The following is a 22,938-nucleotide window of genomic DNA, read 5'->3' as shown; positions in this document are numbered from 1 at the left end:
AGCTTATGATGTTCTTATCATTTGCTGTATCTCTTTATGAAACTTCTTATTCTGTTTTCTGATTTTGATAATAAAATATAAAAGAATAACTATCAAAATACATCCCAGAAGGACTGAAGCCATTTTAATATAAAGATAATCAGATTTCAGTTTCTCACTTTTCAAAGCTGTTTCCTTATTGTGGTTGTCGATCACCTGATTAATGGATTTAAGTTCATTCTGCTTTCTTTTAAATCGCATTTCCATGTGTTTTTTATTAAACTGCTGATAGAGATTCTGTTGTCCCATAGCAAGATAATTCTCAGCCATTTCTTTATAAAGCCCTTCGTTCAGAATAATATCTCCGGTATTTTTAGAAAGATCCTCAGCTTTTAGTAAAAGGTTTATTGCAGCTTGATTTTCGTGTCTTTGTTTGTGTATTTCAGCAATTCCTTTCAAAGCAAATGCTTCCAGACTTTTAGCATAATTATTGCGGGCATAGTTGATAGACTGTAGGAAAGCTTCCTGCGCTTTATCAATTTGATTAAGGTTAAGATAACAGTATCCAATATTGTAAAACACCACACTCATATTAGAATAAGTGGTTTTCTTTACGGGAACCTTTTCATAATTTTGTATAGAAATCAGGAATTTTTCCAAAGCAATTTCTGAATTAGACTGACTTTTATATACCATTCCCCTTATTGCATAGCTTGCAGCCGTTTCAATGTATTTCTCAGGTTTTTTTTCTGGAATTTTTGCAATATACTGTTCTGCCTCATTAAGTGTTTCCAGGCATTTGTTGAAAAGTTCCATTTGCTGATATTGAATAGCGACTGAGATGAGAACGCCTGCCTGGCTTCTGGGATCATTGGTTTTCTGAGACAGTTCTTTTGCTTTTAGAATATATTGTAAAGACTCTTCAAAATTTCTTTTGGCAATATTGGCTGTTGAAAGCAGCATGTAAAGATTGATAGAAGTCTTTATATCATGAGATTTTTTTAATAATTGTTCTCCGATTTTGATGGTGTGATCAGGGTTATCGTAAATTTCAAGTTTCGCTTTTTTTATTAAGACGCTATCAGGTGTCTTTTGTGCTTTCGTAAAATTACAAAAGGCAACCAGCAACAGGATTATTTTTACTATTGATTTCATAAGGCTTTTGTTTTACTGATTTCCTGAATATAGGCATTGGGAGACATTCCCGTAACTGACTTAAAAACAGTAGTGAATGCACTGTGTGATGAGAATCCTGAATATTCTGCCAGATAACTTACTTTATAATTAAGAAATGTAGAATCAGTTCTTAGCAACTGTACAATATGGTTGATTCTAAGTTTATTAATATATCCGTTGAAGTTTTTTTCTTTATTATTAATAATTTCCGAAAGGTATTTTGTATTGATTTCCATTTGAGAGGAAAGCAGAGACAGAGACATGTTTTTATTCAGAAATCGATCGGATTTTTCAAATTCTTCTAACTTTTGGAGAATTTCATCTTCTTTTTCCCTGGATATTTTTGTTGTGGCGGAATCTTTTGTCGCTGGAGCTGTTTTGTTTAAAATGATGGGTTGAGATTTTCGGCTGATCTGTTTTTCAAAGAAATCAAACTGTTTTTTTAAGTCTTTATTTTTACTTCTCATGAGTAAAAAATAAGTAAGCAAACCCAAAATGATCAAAGATATAATCAGGATTAAAGACCAGGAAGATCTTAGAAGCAGATGTTTCTGAAATTCAATATTTTTGTTTTGATTGGTTTCCACAAGTTTCACAAGATATCGTATTCCTTCTTTTGAGCTGGAATCTGTTTTTACTTTTAAATCATTGTAAAGTTTATTGTACTGATGATATTTTGCATCATTATGTACTGCGTAATAATTACGGGAAAGTGACTCGTAGATTTTAATTTTTAAATTGTTAAAAGAAAGATTTTCAATCAATTGAAGCCCTGCTTCCAGTTTTTCAATAGCTATTGCATAATCCTGTCTCAGAAAATAATATTGGGAGAGGTTTTCATAGGCCAGTCCTAAGAGAAAAGGTTGGTTTTTCTGATGTTCAAGATCTGTAATAACACTGTCTATAAGTGCTTTATATTCAGTTTGTTTATTTAGTTTCAGCAGATAGGAAGATCTGAAAATTCTGTTTTCGATTTTTAAAATTCTATTCTCTTCATTATAATCGTCGAGGTATTGATTACTTTGATCAAGATTTTTTAGAGCCTCAGGATAGTTTCTGTTAATTCCCGAGTTCAATGCCTGAAGCTGAAATAATTTTGCGGTGGTGATTTTTAATGCCGGATTACTGCTTTTAAGGAGTTTTTGATCAGACAAGAGATGAGAAATAATTCGTTTCGATTGATTGTACAAACCCAGATTCTGATACTGATCTGCAAGATTATAATCACTGAAGACCTGCATAAAATAAGAAAGATCGTTTTTCTGATCAGGCTCTTCTTTTTGAGCGAAAATATTGACAGATTGTACATATTCCCCCTTCATGGCAAAAGCTTGTGAAATAATGTTTTGAAGTACAATTTTGTGCTCGGCATTTTGATCACTCACAAGAATTCCCTGGGTATAACTGATGCATTCGTCAGAATTCTGATAAAGCTTCAGAAATGCCTTATCGGCTAGAATAGTAAAGTCCGGACCGGACTGTCCTTTGGTGGTAAGGGAGCAGAAAATGAAAATAAACAGTAAAGTTTGAAATAATTTTTGTCTAGATAATTTGTTTTTTGTGTTTTTTTGAATAGTTCTGGTAAAATCCATATTCAAAATATTGTTTTGTATCTGTTTGGTTATTAGGTTTTTAAAAATTAAATTCTTTTAAAATTCACGAATTATGAAAGCCAATTTCTTTTGACAAGGTGAATATTGTATTAATATTGTTTTCACCAATTCGAAACGCTAAATATAATAAAATATGAAAAATTTTTACAGAGTATCAATGAAAATGTTGACGGCTTGTCTTTTTCTGAAATTTGGTTTTGCAGAAGCTCAGCTTACTGTAATAGGTTTGGGAAATTATAATGTAGGAGCAGTCTCAGACAATGGAGTCGTAAGTATGCATACAAGTGGAGGAGGAATATATAAATGGGATGCAGCGGGAGGACTTGTACAGATTGGTTCTATATCAAACGGTTATCCGGCTGCTGGTAGAACTGTTGTTTCGAATGACGGAACTAAAATATCGTCATCCATTACAAATGCAGCAACGGGATTCAATGAAATATCAACTTATGATGTAGCTACTTCCACCTGGGTAAACAGAGGTGGGCTTGTTCCTACTGGATGGGATGGCAGTGTAAGTTCAACCTGGGGCATGACTACCAATGGAAGTACGATCGTAGGTTTAGGATTTCTTACTGCTGCGAACGCACATGCTGTGAAATGGGATGCTGTAAGCGGAATGATAGATTTGGGAAGTATGGTTCCCGGACGCAGCTCCAGAGCCAATGCAATCAATGCTGCAGGAACAGTAATTGTAGGTTGGCAGGATGAGCCGACCGGAACAAGAAGTGGGGCAAAATGGCAGGATGGAGTAGAAAGTTTTATTACAGATAATAATGGAAACAATGTGGGAGAAGCAGGAGGAATTTCTGCAGACGGAAATACCATCATAGGCTCAGCAAATCCTAATCCTTATGTCTGGAATGCGGTAAGTGGACTTACTTATATAACACATCCTAATGCTTCTTTCAGCTTCAAAGGAGGAGCAACAGGAATTTCTGCTGATGGGAAAAAAGTAATAGGGTACTACAGAGCATTTGGAGCACCTCCTATGTCAGGGGAAGGCTTTATCTGGACCTCTGCTAGCGGAAGAATTAATCTGAATGATTATGCCGCGTCTTTAGGAATTGCTACCAATGGAGTCACGATGGGGCTTCCTTTAGCGATTTCACAGGACGGAAAAAAAATTGCCGGAACTGGGACAAATGCTTCAGGGCAGATGATTGCTTTTTATCTGGATACTTCTCAATTTTTATCGGTCAATGATGCCGTGAAAGAGAAAAACAGTATAGGAATCTATCCTAATCCTGTGACTGATATTCTATATTTTAAAGGAAAGGGAAAAATAGAGAAAGCTGAAATTTATAATATGGTTGGACAAAAGGTAAAATCATTTGATACGGTAGAAGGGCAGATTGATGTTTCATCGCTGTCAAAAGGAGATTATATTTTACAATACTCTGTAAAAGGAGTAAAACAGGAGGCTTATAAATTTATAAAAAAATAACATATATAAATAGTAAAGTAGTGGGATGAATGGCTGTTTTCAATATTGAAAGCGGCCGTTCTTTTTTGTGTATATAACAAAAGGATAGCATGTTGGTATAGAAAAGCCTGGTTTTTGGCGAATACATATAAAAAACTATCTTTGCAAAAATTTTGGTTTCCAGTATTTTGGAATGAAAAGGGAATCGGGTGTAACTCCCGGACTGTCCCCGCAACTGTAAATCGCAACTCAAGTTTCTGCAAAAAACCACTGTTTAATAACGGGAAGGAGCAGAATGCGAAAGTCAGGAGACCTGCCGGAATTATAATTAAAAAACATATTGCTTTCGGAGGAAAAGTAAAAAAGTATGGATATAAAAAGATCTTTAGTACTGCTTTTTTCATCGTATGGCTGTTTTCTTTTTGGACAAGAGAAGGCCATCGATACTGTTTATGTCTTCGACAATCAGATGAATAGGGTGAAACTTTTTCATCCGGTAAAAATAATTTCGGCGGAAGATGCCGAGAAAAACTCCAGTAATCTTTCTGAACTTCTGAGATTTCAGTCACAGGTTTTTATCAAAGAAAATGGCCGTGGTGCTGTTTCTTCACCTTCTTTCAGAGGAACTACCGCTCAGCAGACTGCTTTTGTCTGGAATGGGATTAATATCAATTCCAATTTTCTGGGGCAGGGAGATATCAATAATATTGCCTTGTTCGGATATGATCAGATTGGTGTAAAAGCCGGAGGAGGAAGTGTAATATACGGAAGTGGTGCCATTGGAGGAAGTATTCACCTGAATAATACGCTTGACTTTAATAAAGGTTTCCATGGTTCTTTATTTTCTGAAGTCGCTTCCTTTAACACTTATAATAATTTTATAAAAGGATCTTACAGCAATGATAGATTCAGTTTCAAAGCTTCCGGAAATTATTCTGTAAGTGAAAATGATTATAAGGTCAGTGACCTGAACTATATCAACAGAAACGGGAGTTATTACAATACAACATTTAATGTAGGAGCATCCTATAAAATTACAAACGATCATAAAATTTCGTGGCAAAGTCAGTTTTTTGATTCTTCGCAGCGCTTTCCTGTATATGAAGAAACGGGAACAAAAACGAAATATAAAACTCAGAGTGTAAGAAGCCTTCTTTCCTGGGACTGGAACAAAACAAAGTTCAGCAATTCCTTTAAAGCAGCTTATACAGAAGAGAATTTTCAATTTTTCGGTTCGTTAAATCAGCCTAAATCAAGTGGCGGAACCGGGAAAAATTATATCCTTAAAAATGATTTTAATTATTTCCTGAACTCAAAGTGGAATTTTAATATCATTGGAGAGTTTCAGGTCAATAAAGGAGAGGGATATATGAACGGAATATCCAGTGTGAGCAGAAATATTGGTTCTGTTTCAGGATTGTTAAGATATTTTGCAACAAAAGACCTGCGTTTTGAGGGTGGATTTAAGAAAGATTTTGTGGAAGATGTGAAGTCTCCGCTGATGTATTCATTCTCCGGAAAATGGAGTGCTGCAAAATGGTATGATGTAAGCTTTAATGTGTCAAAAAATTTCAGATTTCCATCCTTTAATGACATTTATTATGAACCGGGAGGAAATAAAGATCTGAGACCGGAAACTTCTACTCAGGTAGACATGACCAATGAGTTCAAAGTGGGAGATTTTAAACTTACTTTATCTCCATACTATATGAATGTGACTGATCTTATTGTCTGGCTTCCGACTGCTTTAGGCTACTGGCAGGCATACAATGTGAATAAATCTGAATCTTACGGATTGGAATCTCAACTGTCTTTCAGTAAACAGCTGGGGAACCATAAAATCCGTGCGAATGCAGGGTATTATTATGCAAAATCTATTGATAAAGAAACGAAAATGCAGAGACCTTATGTTCCTATGCACAGAGGGACTGCCAATATAGATTACGAATATGGTTTCTTTAAATTTTTTGCACAGGGACAGGTGAATGGTGTTACATACACTACAAGTGACGAAAAAAGATCAGATGCCATAGATCCTTATTTTCTTTTAAATATGGGTGTTTCTGCAACTTTAGCCAAAAAATATACCTTAGGGTTCAAAGTGAATAATCTAACGAATACATACTACAAAACTGTTTCTTTCTATCCTTTGCCCAAAAGAAACTATAGTGTGTATGCCGCAATAAATTTTTAATAAATTAAAATTGAGTAAATATGAAAATAACTAAACTTTTAACTGTATTATTTGCAGTAGTGTTATTGTTTAACATTTCTTCATGTACAAACAGTTCTGATGAAATTGAAATTTCTCCGATCACTTATCAGAACGGATATTTTATCTCTAATGAAGGAAACTATAACAGCCAAGGAGCTAAGGTAACCTTTGTAACAAGAGATTTAAGCCTGAAACAGGATGACGTGTATGGTTATAATAACAATGAGATCCTTGGAGATGTTCTTCAGACCATTGGACTTAACGGGAATAAAGCTTATCTTGTAATCAACAACTCAAATAAAATTGTTGTAGTAGACCGTTATACATTCAAAAAGTTAGGAGTAATTACAGATCAGCTTGATAACCCAAGAGGAATTACTTTTGCTAACAATTTCATTTATGTATCCAATACAAACTTCGTTGCACATACTCAAAGTATAACAAAATATAAAGCTTCTGACTATTCATTTGTAAGCAAAATCAGCACAACTGAAGTTTCTGATAAGACAGTAGAAGCAGGAGGAAATGTGTTTGTACAAAATGCTTCATCAGGGTATGGAAATAAGATTACTTATATCAATACTTCTAATGATGCTAAAACTGAAATTACTGTTCCAAATGGGCAGATTGGAAATACAGTATCATACAAGTCCAATGTTTATACAATTTCTTCAACAGCTACAGATTCTTATATCTATAAAATTTCAAGTACCGGAGCGCTTACACCGGTAATTACGCTGGCGGGAATTCCTAGTGCTACAAACCTTCAGATTGATAACGATAAGATCTATTTCAGCTCTGGAAATAAAGTATATACAACAGGTTTAGCTACTCCAACAGTTCCTACCAGCCCACTATTAACAGCTGCAGACGGAGGTCCTTATTTTACATTATATGGTTTTAATGTTATTGATGGAAGGATTTTTGCATCAGATGTTAAACAGTTCACTCAAGAAAGTGAAATGGTAATTTATTCAGCCGCTACGGGTGCCAAAATGGGATCTCTTAAAACAGGAGGTCTGGGTGCTAACGGAACTTTCCTGAATCCGTAATGTATAACAACATATAAAAAATAATTTTTTATTTTTTCATCATTTGTGTTTTTTTCCGGCCGGTTTCGAAGAAACCGGCCGGCTTTGTTTCCCTAGGGAAACAAAAAACCGGCGGGATGGAACATCCCGCCGGTTTTATATTTTATATTAATTGAATTATAAGGTTAACCCCAGTTTTTCAGCCTCAGCAATCACAAATTTTGTAGCTTCCTCTTTTTCATTAGGAATTTCACCTTCAAGAATAGCTTCTTTCACCTTCTCTTTTAGGATTCCGATTTCACGGCCTGGCTTAAGGTTAAACATTACCATAATCTCTTCACCGGTAATTGGGGGTTGAAAGTTTCTTACCTGATCTTTTTCTTCCACTTCTTTGATCTTTACCGCTACGTATTCAAAGTTTCTTTTGAATTTCTCCTGCTTTTTAGAGTTTTTAGTGGTAATGTCTGCCTTACAAAGCGTGAAAAGGTCTTCAAGGTTTTCTCCGGCATCAAATAAAAGCCTTCTCAATGCAGAATCTGAAGCATCATCAGTAATCAGTGCGATAGGTCTTGATGAAAGTTTCACCATCTTCTGAACATATTTCATGTCACTTCCCAAAGGCAGTTTTAATCTTTGAAAAAGTGTTTTTACCATTTTTGAACCCAAAAATTCATGTCCGTGAAATGTCCATCCTGTTCCTTCTACAAACTTTTTTGTTGGAGCTTTTCCAATATCATGGAGCAGGGCAGACCAACGGAGCCAAAGATTGTCAGTATTCACAGAAATATTGTCTACAACTTCTAAAGTATGATAAAAATTATCTTTGTGAGTTTGTCCTTCTACTTCTTCCACTCCTTTCAGTTCTATCAGTTCAGGAATAATCAGCTTCATAAGACCGGTTTGTTCCATCAGTCTCAGTCCGATAGACGGTTTTTCAGAAAGCATGATTTTATTGAATTCTACCATGATTCTTTCCATAGAAACAATCTTAATTCTTTCTGCTTCCTGCTGGATCGCTCTCAGAGAATTTTCCTCAATTTTAAAATTTAAAGTTGAAGCAAAACGTACTGCCCTCATCATTCTTAATGGATCATCAGAGTAAGTTTGAGCAGGTTCTAACGGTGTTCTTAAAATTCCTTTTTCAAGATCTTCGATTCCATTGAACGGATCAATAAGTTCTCCGAAGTTGTCTTTATTTAAAGAAATAGCCATCGCATTGATGGTAAAATCTCTTCTTTTCTGGTCATCTTCCAGACTTCCGCCTTCCACTTCCGGCTTTCGGCTGTTTTCTGTATAACTTTCCTTTCTTGCTCCCACAAATTCAAGTTCAAGTTCTTTATACTTGATCATAGCCGTTCCATAAGTTTTGAATACAGAAACTTTTAATTTCGGATCTATATCCTGAGCTACATTTTGAGCAAGTTCAATACCACTTTGTTCCGTTACAAAGTCTATATCTGTAGAAGCTTTTCTGTTCATCAGAAGGTCTCGTACATAACCGCCCACAATATATACGGACTGGTTATTCCTTTCTGCTGCTTCAGAAATGATTTTAAATAGTTTTAAATTCTTATTTTGATTAAGATTAATTTTCATCGTTAATAATAGTGACAATTTCTACGTATGTTACCCATTAGTCATAATGAGCATACATTCTACTAATTTTTCCCTCTTCATTAAAAAACATGACTTCAACAGCATGTTTATCCATAATCGACTTATAAAATAATGCTACAGAATCTACTCCTGCTGTGGAATATACCAGATCAAAATGAAGGTCCGGAAACTTATCCAGTGCCTTTTTCCAATATTCACGAACGGCCTCTTTTCCTTGTAAAGAGCTTTCTTTACCGCCAGTAGCCAGTGCAATCATAGGAGTTGTAATCTCAATATCATCCGAATAATGGGAAAGTATATCTTCCAAATCATGAGAATTCCACGCATTGATCCATAATTGAGCAAATTCGTGATGATTCATAGCAAATAGTTTATGAGTTGAGTTTGCAAAGATAGAATTAAAAAAAAGAAATCCTGCCGATATGAACTGACAAGACTCTAAAAAATAAACATAAAAGTTCAGAATTCTTATTCCCTAAGAACTTTTATTCTGTTGTCATTCCATATTTTGATTACGGATGAACCTGAGTATTTTGAAACCTTTTCTCTGTCTTCCTCCACAGCGTAATCTACAAGGCTGATCATCTCCTCAGAAATATCAGAGAATTTTAGCGGACTTTTTTCACCGCTGAAGTTGGCAGAAGTAGATACTAAAGGTTTGTTCAGTTTTGTAATCAGTTTTTTACAAAAATCATTTTTTACCAATCGGATTCCGATGCTTCCGTCTTCTGCAAGAAGTTCTTTAGGCAAACCTCTTGGGTTTTCATAAACGATCGTTACTGGTTTTTCGCTAAGATCAATAATTTCCCACGCCATTTCTGGAACATCTACCAGTTCCTGAAGTCTTTTCTCAGATTCCACAAGGATGATCATGGATTTGTTTTTTTCGCGCTTTTTGATGTCAAAAATTTTATTGACCGCCTCTATATTGGTAGCATCACAACCAATTCCCCAAATGGTATCTGTAGGGTAAAGAATTGTTCCACCGGATTTTAATATTTCGATAATATGTTCCATAATTGTAGTGAATTCAAAGAATGGATAAAGGTAGAGAATATAAGAATTTCAGGCAAAAAAATGGGATGTAAATGTGGTTATGTTTATAGACTTTGGCTAAAGCCAATGGAATGTATATAATATGAAAACGGGCTAAAGCCCGTTCCTATTGATGTTTTTATAATGTAGTTAGAGTAGTGCAATAAATTATTAGAGATTTACTATCCTATTCAATAGAAATGGGCTTTAGCCCATTTAAATAAAAGAAACAAATCCTTTGGCTTTAGCCAAAACTTCACTACATTTTAAAATTATATTTTTCAATAAATTCCTTATACTCATCACCAAATTTTTTTTTCTGATGATGTTTTTCCTGATTTTTAATATAATTTCTTACGCTATCTATCATAGACTCGGAGACAGACACCGCAAAATATTCATCCTGCCATGAGAATTTTCCTAAAGTAAGTTTATTTTTATTAATCCAATGTGAAGATTCACCTTTTAATAGTTGTACAATTTTTTCTATACTCTGATCAGATCCCAGAGAAATAAGACAATGACAATGGTCTGAATATCCATTAATCATATCTAAAAATATACCTTTTTCTGTAGCATATTCTTTAATATGTTTCCAGACTTTGAGACGTATGTCGAATGTATTGAGAAAAGGATCTCTGTTCCTTGTAGAAAAGACAAGATGAATGTAGATTTTGATAAAAGCCATTTGTGTTGTTTTATCAAAAATACTATTTATTTAATAAGTTTTGGCTAAAGCCAATGGAGGGTAGGTATATAATATGAAAACGGGCTAAAGCCCGTTCCTATTGATATTTTTTATAATGTAATTTAGAATTATACGAATTATTATTCAATAGAAATGGGCTTTAGCTCAATTAAACAATGAATATGAATTCTATGATTTTAATCAAAATCTATGGGATTATAAATTTTGGACAAAGCCAATGGAATGTTATATAATATGAAAACGGGCTAAAGCCCGTTCCTATTGATATTTTTTATAATGTAATTTAGAATTATACGAATTATTATTATTCAATAGAAATGGGCTTTAGCTCAATTAATTAATAAATATGAATCCTATGATTTTAATCAAAACCTATGGAATTATAAATTTCGGACAAAGCCAATGGAGGGTAGGTATATAATATGAAAACGGGCTAAAGCCCGTTCCTATTGATATTTTTTATAATGTAATTTAGAATTATACGAATTATTATTCAATAGAAATGGGCTTTAGCTCAATTAAACAATGAATATGAATTCTATGATTTTAATCAAAATCTATGGGATTATAAATTTTGGACAAAGCCAATGGAGGGCAGGTATATAATATGAAAACGGGCTAAAGCCCGTTCCTATTGATATTTTTAATGATGTAATTTAGAATTATACGAATTATTATTATTCAATAGAAATGGGCTTTAGCCCATTTAAACAATAAATATAAATCCTATGATTTTAATCAAAACCTATGGAATTATAAATTTCGGACAAAGCCAATGGAGGGCAGGTATATAATATGAAAACGGGCTAAAGCCCGTTCCTATTGATATTTTTAATGATGTAATTAAAGATTGATATAATTATTAAAAGGTTATCATGAATTATTATTCAATAAAAATGACCTTTAGCTTAATTAAACAATGAATATGAATTCTATGATTTTAATCAAAACCTATGGAATTATAAATTTCGGACAAAGCCAATGGAGGGAAGGTATATAATATGAAAACGGGCTAAAGCCCGTTCCTATTGATATTTTTTATGATGTAATTTAGAATTATACGAATTATTATTATTCAATAGAAATGGGCTTTAGCCCATTTAAACAATAAATATAAATCCTATGGCTTTAGCCAAAACTTATAATAACCCAAAATTATATTTAATTTCTTACATCCATCCCAATTTCGATAAATACCTTTCTTCAATAATATTCAGGTGGTGGTAATTGTGCCCTACAATTAGTTTTCCGATGGTTTCTACAGTAATTTCATGACCATTAGCTGTACCTGTATTCTGTAAAGCAGAAGGATGAAGTGTTTCTAATAGAATCTGAGAAGACTTTCTTACCAGTTTATATTCATCTAAAAGAGACTCAAGTGTTCTTTCACTGGCAAAAGATTGGTCTGCATATTCGTTTTCATCAAATCCCGGAAGGTTGTTTTTTTCTCCTCTGGCGAAAGCTAATATTCTGTATTGGAAAACTCTTTCTGTATCAGATAAGTGAAGTAGAAGACCTTTTAAAGTCCATTTTCCTTCTGCATAAGCGAAATTAGACTGTTCTTCGGTAAGATTGGAATAAATTCCGATGGTTTTGTCTGCTGAAATCTGCAGTTCGTTGATCCAGTTTCCTGATGGAATCTGATCTAAATATCTTTGGATATATTTTTGAAATTCGGTCATATCATTTTTTGTTTTAATGGTGATTTGGGGGCGGGTTTTCGTGTTTTCGAGTTTCGGAATAGTTGTAATGTACAAGTAATTTATTACCCATTACCCATTACTCATGATTAGTCCACTCGTAGAAATTCACGGAGTCATACAGTTCAAAGCCACAGGCTGGATAAAGTTGATTTCCGATGTCATTGCTTTTTCCTGTTTCTAAAAGAATACCGCATGCTTTTGATGATCGGCAGAGTTCTTTAGATTGTTCTATCAGTTCTTTAGAATATCCTTTTCCTCTATGGTTGTCATTAACGTACAGATCGTTCAGCAGCCAGTAGCGCTGCATTCTTGTAGATGAAAATATAGGATATAATTGCACGAAACCTGTTAATATTCCATTTTCTTCTGCAACAAAAATTTCGGAGTCTTTGTTTTCAAGTCTTTCCTGAAGAAAATTGGTTGCTGAGGGAATATCTGATGTTTTATGATAAAATATTCTGTACTGATCAAATAATTCTGTGAGTTGAGGTAAGTCAGAGAGATCTGCTTTTCTTGTATTTTTCATATTTATTTAGTGATCGTAGCTGAGAACACGTTTAAGTTTCCATTGGTTGTTTTCGGAGATCCAAAGGTGGGTAAATTTCGCCTGTCCTACTTTACTCCATTTTCCGTTGTTATTTTCGAAAAACTCATGATCGCCTTCCTGAATAAAACCGTACAAAGTTTTATTACTGTACATTGGAAAAACTTTCATGCTGTTAGGAACCAGTTCACGTTTTACTTTTCCCGGGTTACTGCAGATATTGTTTTTTATGGACGAAACAAAAGCTTCTTTCCCTTTGGTGATCCCTCCCAGATCATGATAAAATTCAATATCATCACTGATGATGGTGTTATAATGAGAAGGATTACATTTATTAAACCCCTCATGGAATATCAAACTATCCAATTTCTTTGCAGTCAGGAATAATTCATCGGTATTTTTAACCTGAGAATAGACCAGTTGACTGAAAAGGCTTAGAAATATAAGAATACAAGCCCTTCTCATTATTTTTATTTTATAGTTTTAAGAAAAAGCTTTCTCTAAATCTGCAATAAGATCTTCAGCATCCTCAATACCTACGCTTAAACGAACAAGGTCATCTGTGATTCCTAGTTCAGCACGTTTTTCTGCAGGAATTGAAGCGTGTGTCATCAAAGCAGGGTGGTTAGCCAAAGATTCTACTCCTCCTAAAGATTCTGCAAGGGTGAAAACTCTTACTTTTTCTAAGAATTTGATAGCATCTTCTTTCTTTCCGGATTTAAAAGTGAATGAAACCATTCCTCCGGATTCCTTCATCTGAGACTTTGCCAATGCATATTGAGGGTGAGATTCCAATCCCGGATAAATTACTTTATCTACAGCTGGATGAGTCTCCAGATATTTTGCTACGGCAAGACCATTGTCAGAGTGTCTCTGCATTCTTAATGCCAGTGTTTTGATTCCTCTCAATACAAGGTAGGAATCGTGCGGTCCTAAAATACCACCACTCGCAAACTGAATAAAGTGAAGTTTGTCTCCTAACTCAGCATCTTTAGCAATAAGAGCTCCGGCAATCACATCAGAGTGTCCGCCTAAATATTTTGTAGCAGAGTGCATCACAATATCAGCACCCAAATCAATAGGTCTCTGAATGTATGGAGTTGCAAAAGTATTGTCTACCGCTACTAAAATATCTTTCCCTTTAGCAATGTCTACAACAGCTTTGATATCAACTAACTTCATCAATGGGTTAGTAGGAGTTTCTACCCAGATCAGTTTTGTTTTATCTGTGATAACATCAGCAATTTTAGAAACATCATCAAAATTTACAAACGTAAATTTCAACTGGTATTTTTCGAAAAGTCTTGTGAACATCCTGTAAGTACCTCCGTAAAGATCATCTACAGCAATCACTTCATCACCTGGATTTAATAATTTCAAAACACAGTCGATGGCAGCAAGACCAGAACCGAAAGCTAAACCTCTCGCTCCGTTTTCAATACTTGCCAAAGAATCTTCCAATGCCTGTCTTGTAGGGTTGGCAGCTCTTGAATATTCATATCCGGAATGTACTCCCGGGCTTTTCTGTGCAAATGTAGAGGTTAAAAATACAGGTACATTTACAGAACCTGTTGCAGACTCGTGGTGCTGCCCTCCGTGAATTACTTTTGTATTAAAATTCATAATTTTTTGCTTTAAGCTTGAACATTAAGCATGTGAGTTTAATGTTCATTGTTTTTATTAAAATTTGCTCTAGCTGAGTACAAAAAGCTTACCGCTTACTGCCTTCAGCTTATTGCAATTGTATTTTTTTACTTAATAGCAGATTTTACCGCAAATTCTTCTGCAATTTCTTCCATCCACTGCGCCACATCCTCTTCACCTGTCGCTCTCTGGTATGTGCTTCCTAAAGATATTAAAATCTGGTGGATAAACATCTTCATCTGATCTACCGGCATTTCTTTGGTCCAAAGATCAATTCTTAATGCTTCTCTTGTTTTATCATCCCAAACAGAAATCATTGTTGCCTTAGTATCTTGTTTGTCGATACCTCCATCCTGAGCGTTCCATGTAATGTTTTCCGGTACGTGATTTTCATCAAGTTCTACATCTATCGTAATCTGAGTCTTTCTCATAACTTTCTTTTGTTTCTAATTTCGTGCAAAGTTAATACTTCTTCAGCTTATCCAAAGCTTCTACAAAATTATCTTCATCAGGAAATGGACTATTAAAGTTAAAATCATGGTTAAAAAAAATCCTTTAGCTTACACTAAAGGATTTAAATATTTGATTTTATAGAATTATTTTAACTTTGGTTTGTATCCTGATTGATTAAAAATTGTGGTTGCATCCATTTTTAAGAATTCTGTTAACTTCGTTTCAGGTTTTTCCTTCAAATATGCTTTACAGATCTGCCATCCCGTAAAAATTCCGATTTGTGGGGAAGATTCATTGTCAATTTCTGTATAAAACTTCGAGAATGGGCCAGGTGAAATAAAACGTTCTCCCAATCTTGGATCATCTCCGAAGATCAGATTGCTTTCTACAAAATAATTCCAGATATTGGCTTCATTACTTGTTGCCCATTCATACTGTTTCTGAGTATAATTCATTTTCAGATAATCAGGCGTATCCGGAAGAAAAGCATCCTGAAGAATCATTACTTTTCCGTTCAGAATAATCTGATCAATAAATTTCTGGTGATCAGGAGATTCTGTGACAATATTTTCTGCAAAAAGCTGTGATACCTTCGGAACAATATTCTGTGGGTTCATCGACTTCTGGAAATACAATTCCAATCCTTTATAATTGGCATTTCCGTCTCCCATAAAACCGGTAACATCTATGAATAAAAGATTACCTTTTTCATCATAAAATATTGGATCCTGTATCATCTGCAAAGCAGATGAGAACAAATATACTTTTGGGTTTTTAAACTGTGGAAAGTAATATTTAATATGGGAAAATAAACTTTGAAGCTCCGTTTGAAGCTTTGCCTGATCTATTTTTCCAATAGCTTCCTTGTAGATTTTTATCTCTTCTGCATCCGCTCTTCTTTTTCCGAAATCGGCATCAGAAACACTTCCCTGAAACCATGGGAATTGAGCTTTAAACTGATCCAATGGAATATTCGGATTATAGAATTCTTTGGAAATATCTGTGATGTCAACTTTTTCGGCAGTTTGTTTTACTTCTACCTTCCATTGATTTTCAGGTTCTTTTTTGCAGGAAATAAGTCCGGCAGCCAGAAGAGAAGAAAGTGCAATATATCTAAAAATCTTCATTATTTTTACATAGAATTTAAGTTGACAAAAATAAGGATTAAATGCACAATTCATGATGAAAATTAAAATATTTACAGTTATCTTTATTATTTTGGGACTTTCTTTTTTCTTTGGACAAAAGCTTGAGTTTAAAGATAAAAATTTTGAAAAAGCAGTACTGGGAAATTTTGATCTGAATAAAAACGGAATACTTGAATCCCAGGAAGCAGGAATGGTTACCAATCTTTTCCTTGTTCAGAAAGGAATTACTTCCACAGATGATCTGTATCTTTTTAAAAATGTAAAAATGATTGTTCTGGATGATAATGTGATTTCTAATATAATGGTCAGCCATCTGGATCAGCTTGAATTATTTTCGTGTACAGGCTGTAAAATCTCTTCATTCAAAGCCGAAAATCTTAAGAATTTAACTGCATTATATTTAGATAATAATCTGTTGGAAAACATTTCGCTGGCAGGAATTCCAAAAATTGACCAATTAACATTATCTTTAAATCAATTAAAGACAATAGATCTGCTTCAGTTTAAAACAGTAAGAAAACTGAATCTGGAACATAATAAGCTTCAAAAAATTGATATTTCCGGTAATCCGGCCTTACAAACCCTTAATATAATGGGGAATAAGATGAAAGAAACAGATATAAAGAAAGGCACAAAGACAGATGTCACTATTTTTGGTGCAGAAGAATAAAAACTAAATGATTATGAAAATAGAAACAGAGCGACTGATTTTAAGAAAACTCGAAGATCAAGATTTTGAACGTATATTTCTGCTGGATTCCAATCCTGAAGTTATGAAGTATATTGGTGTTCCGGTTTTGGCAGATGTTAATGAATCAAAAAATGTTATCAGCATGATTCAGAAGCAATATGAAGAAAATGGAGTGGGAAGACTGGGTGTTGTGGAAAAAGAAAGCGGACTTTTGATAGGATGGAGCGGATTAAAATTATTGACTCATGAAACGAATGGTTACAAAAATGTATTGGAACTGGGATATCGTTTCCTTCCTGAATCTTGGGGAAAAGGATATGCTGTAGAATCAGGAAAAGCTTCTCTGAATTATGGCTTTAATGATTTAAATGCAGAAGTCATTTATGCCTATGCACATTCTGAACATGATGCCTCCAATCATATTTTAAGAAAATTAGGGTTTGAAAAAACCGGGGAGTTTGAAGAACCGGATGGAATTTGCTTCTGGTATGAACTGAAGCGTGAAAAATACAATAGAAAATGATAACAATAAGACAGGAAGAAAAAAAAGATCATCAACAGGTCTTTCAACTTACGGAAGAAGCTTTCAGGGAAATGGAACACAGTGATCATCAGGAACAGTTTCTGGTAGAAAAATTGAGGAAATCTGAAGCCTTTATCCCTGAATTATCCTTGGTAGCAGAAGATGAAAAGGGTACAATTGCCGGACATATTCTGTTTACGAAAATTAAAATTGTCAATGACAACGAATCGTTTGATTCTCTTGCCTTGGCACCTGTTTCCGTAAAACCTGAGTTTCAGAATCAGGGAATCGGAGCGAAACTGATTCTTGAAGGACATCGGATTGCGGAAGAATTGGGATATGAATCGGTGATATTGATCGGGCACGAAAAATATTATCCACGCTTTGGTTACAAAAAAACGAGTAATTTTGGGATCTCTTTTCCGTTTGATATTCCGGAAGAAAATGGAATGGCAATAGAATTGGTAAAAGACGGATTAAAAGATAAAAAAGGAGTGGTGAAATACCCTCAGGAATTTGGAATAGACTAAAAAAGATAAACGATGCAGACACAAAAAGTGATAGATCATATTGTAAGCTGGTTAAAAGATTATGCAGCAAAAGCAAGAGTAAACGGATATGTAATCGGGGTTTCCGGAGGAGTAGATTCCGGGGTAGTTTCTACACTGGCAGCAATGACCGGGCTGAAAACATTATTGATAGAGATGCCCATCCGTCAGAAAGCAGATCAGGTAGGTCGTGCAGTGGATCATATGAATGACCTTAAAGCCAGATTTCCTAATGTAGAAACCATGTCAGTAGATTTGACACCTGCTTTTGAGGAACTTTACAAAACTTTTGATGTAAATGATGATCTTTATCCTAATGAAAAATTAGCTTTTGCCAATACAAGAGCCCGTTTGAGAATGCTTACACTGTATTATTATGGACAGCTGAACGGACTTTTGGTCTGTGGAACAGGAAATAAAGTGGAGGATTTCGGGATTGGTTTTTATACAAAATATGGTGATGGTGGAGTAGATGTTTCTCCAATTGCAGACCTTTATAAAACTGAAGTATATAAACTTGCCACAGGACTGAATTTAATTAAAAGCATCCAGGAAGCAATTCCTACGGATGGGCTTTGGGATGTGGACAGAACAGATGAGCAGCAGATTGGAGCTACTTATCCGGAACTGGAAAAAATACAGAAAGAATACGGAACTAAAACAGCCGATGATTACGAAGGAAGAGATAAGGAAGTATTCTTAATCTTCGACAGAATGCATAAAGCTGCGAAACATAAAATGGATCCTATTCCGGTTTGTGATATCCCTGAAGAGTGGAGAGCTTAAAATAGTGTTACATTAAATAATAGCTATGAACGGTAAAATAAGATCTGTGTTTTTTATATGTCTGGGGCTTCTTTTCGGAATGTCTGTAATGTATGTCTACAGGAATTTTATTGAAGACAAGAAAGATCAGCCAGATTCTGCAAAAAAAGAAACAGTAAATTACGGAAGTACTTCTTCAGAAGGGAATTCATCTGCTCAGGTTTCTATAGATCAGCTTACAGAAGAAAAAACGGTAATCAGCTATGTAAAGCAAAATCATAAACTTCCGGATTATTATATCACCAAAAATGAAGCAAGAAAACAAGGCTGGAACCCTTCCCAAGGAAATTTGTGTGATGTACTTCCCGGAAAAGCGATTGGTGGAGATAAATTCGGAAACAGGGAAGGACTTTTGCCGGATGGAGAACGGTACTTTGAAGCAGATGTAAACTATCATTGTGGTGGAAGAAATGCTGATCGTATCATCTATACTCAAAATGGCGATGTATACCTTACGAAAAACCATTATAAAAGTTTTGAAAAGCAGTAATGTCATTGCGAGGAACGGAGTAACGAAGCAATCTCTAAAAAGAATCACAGGTGAAAGCGGGTTTTGTCTACATCATGACCAATAAAAACCATACTACTCTTTATACAGGAATTACTTCAAATCTGCCCAAACGTGTTCAACAGCATAAGGAGTCCTATTATTCTCAAAGTTTTACTTCAAGATATAATTTGTATATACTTGTGTATTGGGAATCCTTTCAGGAAATTGGAGATGCTATATGTAGAGAAAAACAAATAAAAGCAGGTTCAGGACAAAAGAAACTGGATTTAATCAATAGTATAAATCCTGATTGGAAAGACCTTACAGGTGATATTGAAAGTATTATGGATGTTTTTGAGATTGCTTCGGCGCATAGCTCCTCGCAATGACCAATGTATAATTTGCATTGTAATTATTATAAATCTTAATTTTGAAAAATTATAGCCTTTTTTACTTTACCATCATCTTATTTCTGATGCTTTCATGTTCGGAAAAGAAGAATGAGGTAAAGGAAAAAGTAGAAAAACCAGCCATAACAATCCTCATACAGCCATTTAAAGATATTAATCATGAAACTGTAGCAAAAGTAGCTGAAGGAATAAAAAATGTATATCCGAACGTAAAAGTTCTGGCAGCGATAGACTTTCCTGAAAATACTTATTATAAAGAGAGAAACCGGTATAGAGCTGATTCAATCATTAAATTTTTGAATAAGGAAACAAAAGAAGGCTTTGTTACCATTGGTCTTACAGCAAAGGATATCAGTGCTACCAGAGGAAAGATAAAAGACTTTGGAATCATGGGGTTGGGGTATAGGCCAGGAAAAGCTTGCGTGGCTTCAAATTTCAGATTGAGCAAAGAAAACCGGGATGAACAGTTTTACAAAATAGCCATTCATGAGCTTGGTCATACACAAGGGCTGCCACATTGCCCGGAAAAAATGTGTTTTATGAGAGATGCAGAAGGTAAGAATCCAACCAATGAAGAAACGGATTTCTGCAAAAAATGCAAAACTTTTTTAATTAATAAAAATTGGAAATTTAATTCAATATGAAGACAGTATATATAGATTTTACAGACATAGGTGACTATGAAGATTTTTACGCCCAGCTAAAGGAAAAAATCCAGCTTCCGGAGCATTTTGGTGATAATCTTGATGCACTTTTTGATACCATTACCGGTGATCTGGAAATGCCACTCCATTTAGAATTTGTCAACATGACTGTAGATCAGCTTGAGATTTTTGAAGACTTGCTGACCACGCTGGAAGATGCGGAAGAAGAGGTTGAAGACTTCAGCTTTAGCTACTATCTCGAGCAGTACGAAGATGAAGACGATGAGGATGTAGAATCTGAATAATAATAATAAAAAAGTTGTTTCAACGTATGAAACAGCTTTTTTTATGCTGATCCTTATTCTATAGCATTCAAATCTTTATTCTTTAACATACAAACCTAACAGGTTTCCAAAACCTGTTAGGTTTCTTATCTTATTTAACTGTAGCGTTTATTTAGGACTAGTCAATGTGAAGATCTGTATAATCTGCGAGTGTTTTAATGTTGGTAAAACGCAAGGACGCAAAAATTGTAAAATATATGATGTTGAGAGGCGCAAAGATTTTATCTTCGATAAAATTTAGAAATACATTTTCTATTGTAATGAAAAATACTTTTACCCTACTTAAAATCTCTGATTTTCTTGCGCCTTAAAAATACTTAGAACTCAAAAAAAACCTTGCATCCTTGCGTATTTCCAACAAAAAGCAATAAAAAAACCTACAGAATTACTGCAGGTTTTAAACTAAATATTATTATACAAATCTGGCAATAGAAAATACAAACTTAATATCAAGCCATAAAGTCTAAAAATAGATTTGTGTTTTTTGCCGTAGCATTCTTTTTGCTTTTTCTTACAAAAACGTAGAATCAAAATAAAAAGGAAGCAGATCTTTTACTGCACTTACTTTTACAACCTCTTCATTCATACTTGAAAAATAAAGGTCAATATTCTCATTCTGCTTGGTTTCGTATTCAATCAAACTCTGGCGACAAGCTCCGCAAGGAGGAATCGGTGGATTTTTTTCGTGAAACTCTTTAGGACCACCTACAACAAAGATCTTTTTTATTTTCACATCCGGAAAATTGGCAGCGACCCAAAAAAGAGTTGTTCTTTCTGCGCAGAGTCCTGATGGATAAGCGGCATTTTCCTGGTTGTTTCCGGAATAGATTTCTCCGTTTTCCAATAACACGGAACATCCTACCAAAAATTGAGAATAAGGTGCATAAGCATTCTCACGAGCCTCTTTGGCTCTTTCAAATAGTTTATTTTCTATATCACTCAGCTCACTGCTATTTTTAAAATATTCGTAACTGATCTGTATGTCTTTTTTCATATATTGTCAACTAAAAAAGGGGGGTGAAATTAGTTCTTTTTAATGAAGTGGGCAATATTTTATTCTCCCGGCAAAAAGTTCAATTTTTTTAAGAGCAAAAATGTTATACACACCAATAAAATTCAGGAATATAGAGTTGAAAAACAGATGGGTCATGTCACCTATGTGCATGTATTCCTGTGAAAACGGAGAAGCAAACGACTTCCATTTTGTACACTACGGAAGCAGATCTCAGGGCGGTACAGGTCTTTTGATTGTAGAAGCTACAGGAGTAGAACCGAAAGGACGAATTACCAATCACTGCATGGGAATCTGGAATGATGAACAGGCAGAGAAATTACAAAGAATTGTAGAATTTGTCCATAAAAACTCAGAAAGTAAAATAGGAATTCAGCTGGCTCATGCCGGAAGAAAAGGGTCAACCTGGAATAATATACAAATTCCTGTGGAGGAAGGTTGGGAAACTGTAGCTCCAAGCCCTATTCCTTATCATCCTACGGAAAGAATTCCGCATGTATTGAGTACGGATGAGGTGAAGGACATCATTCAGAATTTTAAAAAAGCTGCCCGAAGAGCCTTAAAAGCAGGTTTTGATGTCATCGAAATTCACGGAGCTCACGGATATCTGATTCATCAGTTTTTGTCGCCGCTTTCCAATATCAGAACAGATGAATATGGAGGAAGCTTTGAAAACAGAATCAGATTTCTGATCGAAATTATAGATGCCGTTAACGAAGAACTGGATGAAAATACAGCCCTTTTTGTAAGAATTTCAGGAACGGAATATGCAGACAATGGCTGGGATATTCATAGCAGCGTAGAACTGGCAAAAATTTTAAAAGAACATTCCGTAGATCTTGTAGATGTATCCAGTGGTGGAAATATTCATGGAGCGAAAATTTCAGTTTTCGATGGGTATCAGGTTCCTTTTTCTTCGCAGGTAAGAAATGAGGCTGGAGTGAAGACAGGAGCAGTAGGTTTGATTACCAGCGTACCACAGGCTGAGGAAATCCTTGATAAAGGTGATGCTGACCTTATTTTTGTAGCAAGAGAGATTCTGAGAAATCCTTATATTGCTGTTCAGGGATCTTTTGAAATGAAAGAAGACTGCTTTTTCCCACACCAGTATACCAGAGCCAAAATCTCTACTTAATGACCACAAATAATCTGTAAAAA

25 protein-coding genes and 1 riboswitch are annotated in these 22,938 nt (G+C 34.7%); of the genes, 12 read left to right on the top strand and 13 right to left on the bottom strand.

The features are described 5' to 3' along the window. Positions 1–3: 3 nt before the first annotated feature. Both ACKTTZ_RS02055 and ACKTTZ_RS02050 read right to left on the bottom strand, forming a co-directional pair. Positions 4–1,134: a tetratricopeptide repeat protein gene (locus ACKTTZ_RS02055; protein ID WP_407847109.1), complete on the bottom strand. Its 1,131-nt coding sequence runs from the start codon at positions 1,132–1,134 to the stop codon at positions 4–6. Continuing rightward, on the bottom strand, positions 1,131–2,747 hold the full coding sequence (locus tag ACKTTZ_RS02050; protein WP_253318123.1) for an AraC family transcriptional regulator: 1,617 nt from the start codon (positions 2,745–2,747) through the stop codon (positions 1,131–1,133). Before ACKTTZ_RS02050 ends, ACKTTZ_RS02055 begins: the two co-directional genes overlap by 4 nt. A 154-nt stretch (positions 2,748–2,901) precedes the next feature. Here ACKTTZ_RS02050 and ACKTTZ_RS02045 point away from each other — a divergent pair, with 154 nt between their 5' ends. The 3 genes from ACKTTZ_RS02045 to ACKTTZ_RS02035 all read left to right on the top strand — a co-directional run bounded on the left by ACKTTZ_RS02045 (position 2,902) and on the right by ACKTTZ_RS02035 (position 7,461). Beyond that, positions 2,902–4,215 carry a T9SS type A sorting domain-containing protein gene (locus ACKTTZ_RS02045; protein ID WP_407847107.1) on the top strand — a complete coding sequence of 438 codons (1,314 nt, stop codon included), beginning with the start codon at positions 2,902–2,904 and terminating at the stop codon, positions 4,213–4,215. Positions 4,216–4,351: 136 nt separating this feature from the next. Beyond that, positions 4,352–4,530, top strand: a riboswitch (cobalamin riboswitch). A 31-nt stretch (positions 4,531–4,561) separates the two neighbouring features. After that, on the top strand, positions 4,562–6,388 hold the full coding sequence (locus tag ACKTTZ_RS02040) for a TonB-dependent siderophore receptor (RefSeq protein ID WP_253318121.1): 1,827 nt from the start codon (positions 4,562–4,564) through the stop codon (positions 6,386–6,388). A gap of 20 nt (positions 6,389–6,408) precedes the next feature. Then, complete coding sequence (locus tag ACKTTZ_RS02035; RefSeq protein WP_253318120.1) at positions 6,409–7,461, top strand: DUF5074 domain-containing protein; 1,053 nt, start codon at positions 6,409–6,411, stop codon at positions 7,459–7,461. Positions 7,462–7,617: 156 nt separating this feature from the next. On the opposite strand, the gene ACKTTZ_RS02030 is transcribed toward ACKTTZ_RS02035, so the two are convergent. The 10 genes from ACKTTZ_RS02030 to ACKTTZ_RS01985 all read right to left on the bottom strand — a co-directional run bounded on the left by ACKTTZ_RS02030 (position 7,618) and on the right by ACKTTZ_RS01985 (position 16,272). Then, positions 7,618–9,036 carry a CCA tRNA nucleotidyltransferase gene (locus ACKTTZ_RS02030; protein WP_407847104.1) on the bottom strand — a complete coding sequence of 473 codons (1,419 nt, stop codon included), beginning with the start codon at positions 9,034–9,036 and terminating at the stop codon, positions 7,618–7,620. Positions 9,037–9,073: 37 nt separating this feature from the next. After that, positions 9,074–9,418 (bottom strand): nuclear transport factor 2 family protein, encoded by a 345-nt coding sequence (locus tag ACKTTZ_RS02025; RefSeq protein WP_034695049.1) that lies wholly within the window; start codon positions 9,416–9,418, stop codon positions 9,074–9,076. Positions 9,419–9,525: 107 nt separating this feature from the next. After that, on the bottom strand, positions 9,526–10,074 hold the full coding sequence (locus ACKTTZ_RS02020; RefSeq protein ID WP_034695051.1) for an L-threonylcarbamoyladenylate synthase: 549 nt from the start codon (positions 10,072–10,074) through the stop codon (positions 9,526–9,528). Positions 10,075–10,351: 277 nt separating this feature from the next. Further along, positions 10,352–10,780 (bottom strand): IS200/IS605 family transposase, encoded by a 429-nt coding sequence (gene tnpA / locus ACKTTZ_RS02015; protein WP_034695053.1) that lies wholly within the window; start codon positions 10,778–10,780, stop codon positions 10,352–10,354. Positions 10,781–11,970: 1,190 nt separating this feature from the next. Further along, positions 11,971–12,483, bottom strand: coding sequence for a DinB family protein (locus ACKTTZ_RS02010; protein WP_051934297.1), 513 nt, complete (start codon positions 12,481–12,483; stop codon positions 11,971–11,973). Between the two features lie 97 nt (positions 12,484–12,580). Then, complete coding sequence (locus ACKTTZ_RS02005) at positions 12,581–13,030, bottom strand: GNAT family N-acetyltransferase (RefSeq protein ID WP_034695055.1); 450 nt, start codon at positions 13,028–13,030, stop codon at positions 12,581–12,583. 6 nt (positions 13,031–13,036) lie between these two features. Then, positions 13,037–13,513 carry a DUF4440 domain-containing protein gene (locus ACKTTZ_RS02000; RefSeq protein WP_051934298.1) on the bottom strand — a complete coding sequence of 159 codons (477 nt, stop codon included), beginning with the start codon at positions 13,511–13,513 and terminating at the stop codon, positions 13,037–13,039. A gap of 18 nt (positions 13,514–13,531) precedes the next feature. After that, on the bottom strand, positions 13,532–14,671 hold the full coding sequence (locus ACKTTZ_RS01995; RefSeq protein ID WP_034695058.1) for a cystathionine gamma-synthase: 1,140 nt from the start codon (positions 14,669–14,671) through the stop codon (positions 13,532–13,534). A 128-nt stretch (positions 14,672–14,799) separates the two neighbouring features. Continuing rightward, complete coding sequence (gene gldC, locus ACKTTZ_RS01990) at positions 14,800–15,123, bottom strand: gliding motility protein GldC (RefSeq protein ID WP_034695059.1); 324 nt, start codon at positions 15,121–15,123, stop codon at positions 14,800–14,802. A 165-nt stretch (positions 15,124–15,288) separates the two neighbouring features. Beyond that, complete coding sequence (locus tag ACKTTZ_RS01985; RefSeq protein ID WP_185103668.1) at positions 15,289–16,272, bottom strand: gliding motility protein GldB; 984 nt, start codon at positions 16,270–16,272, stop codon at positions 15,289–15,291. A 52-nt stretch (positions 16,273–16,324) separates the two neighbouring features. Between ACKTTZ_RS01985 and ACKTTZ_RS01980 the strand changes: the two genes are divergently transcribed. Genes ACKTTZ_RS01980 through ACKTTZ_RS01945 form a run of 8 tightly spaced genes read left to right on the top strand, consistent with a single transcriptional unit; the run spans position 16,325 to position 20,729 of the window. Next, the gene (locus ACKTTZ_RS01980) at positions 16,325–16,963 is read left to right on the top strand and encodes a leucine-rich repeat domain-containing protein (protein WP_407847099.1); all 639 of its coding nucleotides are present in this window, start codon (positions 16,325–16,327) and stop codon (positions 16,961–16,963) included. A 13-nt stretch (positions 16,964–16,976) separates the two neighbouring features. After that, positions 16,977–17,507 carry a GNAT family N-acetyltransferase gene (locus ACKTTZ_RS01975; protein ID WP_407847097.1) on the top strand — a complete coding sequence of 177 codons (531 nt, stop codon included), beginning with the start codon at positions 16,977–16,979 and terminating at the stop codon, positions 17,505–17,507. Next, positions 17,504–18,037 (top strand): GNAT family N-acetyltransferase, encoded by a 534-nt coding sequence (locus ACKTTZ_RS01970; protein WP_407847095.1) that lies wholly within the window; start codon positions 17,504–17,506, stop codon positions 18,035–18,037. Before ACKTTZ_RS01975 ends, ACKTTZ_RS01970 begins: the two co-directional genes overlap by 4 nt. A 12-nt stretch (positions 18,038–18,049) precedes the next feature. Continuing rightward, positions 18,050–18,841, top strand: a complete 792-nt coding sequence (gene nadE / locus ACKTTZ_RS01965) for an NAD(+) synthase (protein WP_253317126.1) — start codon at positions 18,050–18,052, stop codon at positions 18,839–18,841. 25 nt (positions 18,842–18,866) lie between these two features. Beyond that, positions 18,867–19,370 (top strand): ribonuclease domain-containing protein, encoded by a 504-nt coding sequence (locus ACKTTZ_RS01960; RefSeq protein ID WP_407847093.1) that lies wholly within the window; start codon positions 18,867–18,869, stop codon positions 19,368–19,370. 50 nt (positions 19,371–19,420) lie between these two features. Continuing rightward, entirely contained in the window at positions 19,421–19,759 is a 339-nt protein-coding gene (locus tag ACKTTZ_RS01955) for a GIY-YIG nuclease family protein (protein WP_407847091.1), read from the top strand. A 41-nt stretch (positions 19,760–19,800) separates the two neighbouring features. Beyond that, positions 19,801–20,424, top strand: a complete 624-nt coding sequence (locus ACKTTZ_RS01950) for a Zn-dependent protease (RefSeq protein WP_253317124.1) — start codon at positions 19,801–19,803, stop codon at positions 20,422–20,424. Continuing rightward, on the top strand, positions 20,421–20,729 hold the full coding sequence (locus tag ACKTTZ_RS01945; RefSeq protein ID WP_407847089.1) for a barstar family protein: 309 nt from the start codon (positions 20,421–20,423) through the stop codon (positions 20,727–20,729). Before ACKTTZ_RS01950 ends, ACKTTZ_RS01945 begins: the two co-directional genes overlap by 4 nt. 550 nt (positions 20,730–21,279) lie before the next feature. Here ACKTTZ_RS01945 and ACKTTZ_RS01940 read toward each other — a convergent pair. Next, the gene (locus tag ACKTTZ_RS01940) at positions 21,280–21,762 is read right to left on the bottom strand and encodes a cytidine deaminase (RefSeq protein WP_034695067.1); all 483 of its coding nucleotides are present in this window, start codon (positions 21,760–21,762) and stop codon (positions 21,280–21,282) included. A 100-nt stretch (positions 21,763–21,862) separates the two neighbouring features. On the opposite strand from ACKTTZ_RS01940, the gene namA reads away from it, so the two are divergent. Next, complete coding sequence (namA, locus tag ACKTTZ_RS01935) at positions 21,863–22,915, top strand: NADPH dehydrogenase NamA (RefSeq protein ID WP_407847087.1); 1,053 nt, start codon at positions 21,863–21,865, stop codon at positions 22,913–22,915. The last annotated feature ends 23 nt before the right edge of the window (positions 22,916–22,938 follow it).

Origin of the sequence: Chryseobacterium sp. KCF3-3, assembly GCF_045865955.1 — a bacterium.
In the GTDB taxonomy this organism is placed as follows: domain Bacteria; phylum Bacteroidota; class Bacteroidia; order Flavobacteriales; family Weeksellaceae; genus Chryseobacterium.
The sequence above is the reverse complement of the archived record's forward strand: the minus strand, read 5'-3'. Positions and strand labels throughout refer to the sequence as shown.